The organism is Longimicrobium sp. (assembly GCF_036280135.1).
In the GTDB taxonomy this organism is placed as follows: Bacteria; Gemmatimonadota; Gemmatimonadetes; order Longimicrobiales; family Longimicrobiaceae; genus Longimicrobium.
In genome coordinates this window covers 1-3,897 of record NZ_DASURI010000597.1, presented here as the reverse complement: position 1 = coordinate 3,897, position 3,897 = coordinate 1, and the positions used below count along the sequence as shown (strand labels likewise).

Below are 3,897 nucleotides of genomic sequence, written 5' to 3'. Positions count from 1 at the left end.
CCGGGACGGGCGCGGGTCAGGCGAGCTGGGGGACACCTTCCTCCACGGGGACGAGCGGCGGCACCAGGCTGCGGCCGATGGCGTGGGCGATGACGGAGATCTGCTCCATCATCTCCGCGAACTGGTCGGGGTACAGCGACTGCGCCCCGTCGCTCATGGCGCGCTCCGGGTCCGGGTGCACCTCGATCATGAGCCCGTCGGCGCCGGCGGCCACGGCGGCGCGCGCCATGGGGATGACCTTGGAGCGAATGCCCGTGCCGTGGCTGGGGTCGGCGATGATGGGCAGGTGCGACAGCGACTTGACCACCGGGATGGCCGTGAGGTCCAGCAGGTTGCGCGTGTGCGTGTCAAAGCCGCGCACGCCCCGCTCGCACAGGATGACGTTGCCGTTGCCCTCGGCCAGCAGGTACTCGGCGCTCAGCAGCAGGTCCTTGATGGTGGCCGCCATGCCGCGCTTGAGCAGCACCGGCTTGCCGGCGCGGCCCGCACGGCGCAGCAGCGAGAAGTTCTGCATGTTGCGCGCGCCGATCTGCACGATGTCGGCGTACTCGGCCACGCGGTCCAGGCTGTCGGCGTCGATGGCCTCGGTAACAATGGCCATCCCCGTCTCTTCGCGGGCGCGGGCCAGCAGCTTGAGGCCGTCCACGCCCATCCCCTGGAACGAGTACGGCGACGTGCGCGGCTTGTAGGCCCCGCCGCGCAGGATGGTGGCGCCCTGGTCGCGCAGCCGGTGCGCGATGCCGATGATCTGCGCCTCGCCCTCCACCGAGCAGGGGCCCGCCATCACCGCAACCTCGCCCGCGCCGATGCGCGTGCCGTTGTCCAGGGTGATCACGGTGGCCTCTTCCTTCCACTCGCGCGACACCTGCTTGTACGGCTGGGAGACGTGGATGATCTCCAGCACGCCGTTGAGCGCCTCGATGCGGTCCGCGTTCACCTTGCCGTCGTTGCCGATGAGGCCGATGGCGGTGCGCTGCTTGCCCGGGATGGGGCGGGCGTCGTATCCCATCTCGCGGATGGTGTCAACGACGGCGTCGATGTCGCGCGCCGTCGCGTCGTGTCTCATGACGACCAGCATGGTACTGATTTCCGATTGGGGAAAACGCCGGATGTACGCCTGGAATCTACCCAAGCCGGGCGGGGAAGTCCACTCCGTACGGGGCCGGCGCGCGGGCCCGCGAGGGTCGCGGAAGGGCGCGGCTCCATCCGCGTGGGCAGGCCAGGTGAAAGGGAGGTGCCTGAAATTTACGTCTTTAAGCGATTGTGTCAACGCGTCGGGCCCACCGTCGCCCGCCGCGTGCTTTCCCGGGCGCCCCGAGTGGACGGCGTCGACGGTTTCCGCCCTTCCCGCGCCTTGTCCGGCCTTTGGGTGGGGCCCCGCCGGTCCACCGCTGCCCGTGCGTCCGCTGGCGGAATGGGCGCGACCGGCAGGTGGATCCCCGCCCGGCTGGAGAGGAACGACACGGGCGCGCGGGTCACGAGGAACCCGCGCGCCCGTGTCGCCGGACGGACGGGACGCACCGGCTCAGCAGGGCACGGTGGGCTGGCAGGTCTCGGCGCAGGTGTTCACCATGGTGGGGCAGGTGCAGCTGGCGTAGCAGCTGCCGCCGCACGACTGCTGGCAGGTGTTCCAGCAGCTGTAGTCGTCGCAGGTGTAGTCCACCGTGTGGTCCGGGTGCGACACGGGCAGGCACGGCTCGTTGGCGGTGCAGCCGTTGTAGGGCCAGGTGGGTCCGTGCCCGTGCACGGTGCCGCGCTCCGTTGCGCCCGCCGCCGTCTCGAACGTCTCCACCGACAGCGTGTCCAGGTCCAGGCTCAGCTTCTTCATCGCTTGCTCCGGGGTTGGGGTGGGGATGGGCGCGCGGAGAGGCCGCGCGCCGGTGGGGCGGAATGCGCGTCGTCAGCGGCGGATCAGCAGGGGATGGTGCGCTGGCACGTCTCCCAGCAGGTGTTCACCAGGGTGGGGCAGTTGCAGCTGTCGTAGCAGGTGCCGCCGCACGAGTAGTCGCACGAGTAGGCGCAGGTGGCGTCGTCACAGGTGCGCTCTTCGGTGTAGTCGGGGCTGGACGACGGGTTGCAGGGCTGCGCGGCCGTGCAGCCGTTGTACTGCCAGGTCACGTGGCCGTGCACGGTGCCGCGCAGGTCGGCGTCGTTGACGGAGGTGTCGAAGCTCTCCACCGACAGCTCGTCCAGGTTCAGGCTCAGCTTCTTCATCGTCGTTTCTCCGGTGTGAGGACGGGGATGACTCGCTCGCCATGGCGCCGACGGTACGTCCCGCATTCCGCCGCCCGCGCGCGATCTCTCGCTCCGCTGGAGGGCGGGGCGGGGAGACCGAGAGATCATATGCAAATTCACGTCCTGAATTGAGTGTGCCAACGCATGTGAGAACGCCGCGCCTCGAACCGTTGATTTCCTGAGGGCCCTCACGGACCTCGACCGCGCCGGATGCGTGCGGCCCCGAAGGATCTTCCGTCGCGGGCAAGGTCCTAGCCCAGCAGCGAAGTCCCTGCTTCGCGAAGGAGATCCTTCGGTCGCCCGTGGATTCGTGAACGGACGAGCTCTGCGGGCGCTCCCTCAAGGGGTTGCCAAGCCCCGCGCTCGAAAGCGTCATCCTGAGGAGCCGCCGCGCAAACCTGATTCGCGCTCGTTCCATGGCGGCGACGAAGGATCTTGTGTGCGAGACTCGGGGCCGGCTTCCAGGCATGAGGCCGGCCCCGTGGTTTGGACACAAGATCCTTCGGTCGCGCCAAAGTCCCGCGCGTGTTCACGTTACGCGCGGCGCTCCCTCAGGATGACGCTCCCTGGGCCTCCGTTGAAAGGCTGGTTCGGCAACGCCCTCTCGGGAATCAGCCCGGATGTGCGGGATCGATGCGGATTCGCGTGAGAGCCCGTCCGCCCCGGGACGTCGGGATCAGGCGACGCGCTGGTCGCCGTAGGACCAGGCGCCTTCCAGCTCCACGCCCACGATGGTGGAGACGCCGGGCTCTTCCATCGTCACGCCGTAGATCCAGTCCGCCGACTCCATGGTCCGCGGGTTGTGCGTGATGACGATGAACTGCGTCTGGTGCTTGAAGTCGTTGAGCAGCTGGATGAAGCGGCCCACGTTGTTCTCGTCCAGGGGCGCGTCCACCTCGTCGAACAGGCAGAACGGCGACGGCTTGACGAGGTAGATGGCAAAGAGCAGCGACATGGCCGTGAGCGTACGCTCGCCGCCGCTCAGCAGGTGGATGCGCTGCGTCTTCTTGCCCCGCGGCGACGCCTGGATCTCGATGGGAGACTCCAGCGGATCGTCGGGCTCGGTGAGCCACACGTCGCACTCGCCGCCCTGGAACAGCGACTGGAACGTGCGATGGAAGTTTTCGCGCACCGTGTTGAAGGTGCCCATGAACACTTCCTTCGCCGTCTTGTTGATCTGCCGGATGGCGGACGACAGGTCGTCGCGGGCCTTGTTCAGGTCCGCCTGCTGCTCCAGCAGAAAGCGCAGGCGCGTGTCCTCTTCCTCGTGCTCCTGCACGGCCAGCATGTTGATGGGGCCCAGCGCGTCCACGGCCTGCGCCACCTCGCGCACCTCCTTGCGCCACGCGTCCGGCTCGCCTTCCTCCACGGGGGCGGCCTGGGAGAGGAGCACGTCCCACGGGCGGCCCCACTCCACCTCCACGCGCTCCACCGTGCGCGCCAGGCGGCTCTCCTGGTCGGCACGCTCCAGCTCCAGCCGGTGCCGGCCCTCGGACGCGTCGCTCTCGCGCCGGCGGGCCACGCGGGCGCGCTCCTCCGCGTGCGTGGCCTCGCGCTCCAGCTCGCCCAGGCGCGCATCCAGGTTCTGCAGCATCCCCGCCTCGCGGTCGCGCTCGGCGAACAGGTCCTGCACCTCGTCGCCCGCGCGGTCGCGCAGGCCGG

Annotated in this window: 4 protein-coding genes; all 4 read right to left on the bottom strand. The window is 69.3% G+C overall.

The window, feature by feature from the left end:
* Nucleotides 1–16: 16 nt before the first annotated feature.
* Nucleotides 17–1,078, bottom strand: a complete 1,062-nt coding sequence (aroF, locus tag VFZ20_RS19270; RefSeq protein ID WP_349264108.1) for a 3-deoxy-7-phosphoheptulonate synthase — start codon at nucleotides 1,076–1,078, stop codon at nucleotides 17–19.
* A 447-nt stretch (nucleotides 1,079–1,525) separates the two neighbouring features.
* Nucleotides 1,526–1,828, bottom strand: coding sequence for a hypothetical protein (locus VFZ20_RS19265; RefSeq protein ID WP_329685560.1), 303 nt, complete (start codon nucleotides 1,826–1,828; stop codon nucleotides 1,526–1,528).
* An 83-nt stretch (nucleotides 1,829–1,911) separates the two neighbouring features.
* Nucleotides 1,912–2,214 carry a pinensin family lanthipeptide gene (locus VFZ20_RS19260; RefSeq protein ID WP_329685559.1) on the bottom strand — a complete coding sequence of 101 codons (303 nt, stop codon included), beginning with the start codon at nucleotides 2,212–2,214 and terminating at the stop codon, nucleotides 1,912–1,914.
* Between the two features lie 697 nt (nucleotides 2,215–2,911).
* The coding region (locus VFZ20_RS19255) for an AAA family ATPase (protein WP_329685558.1) at nucleotides 2,912–3,897 on the bottom strand (986 nt) is incomplete at its 5' end.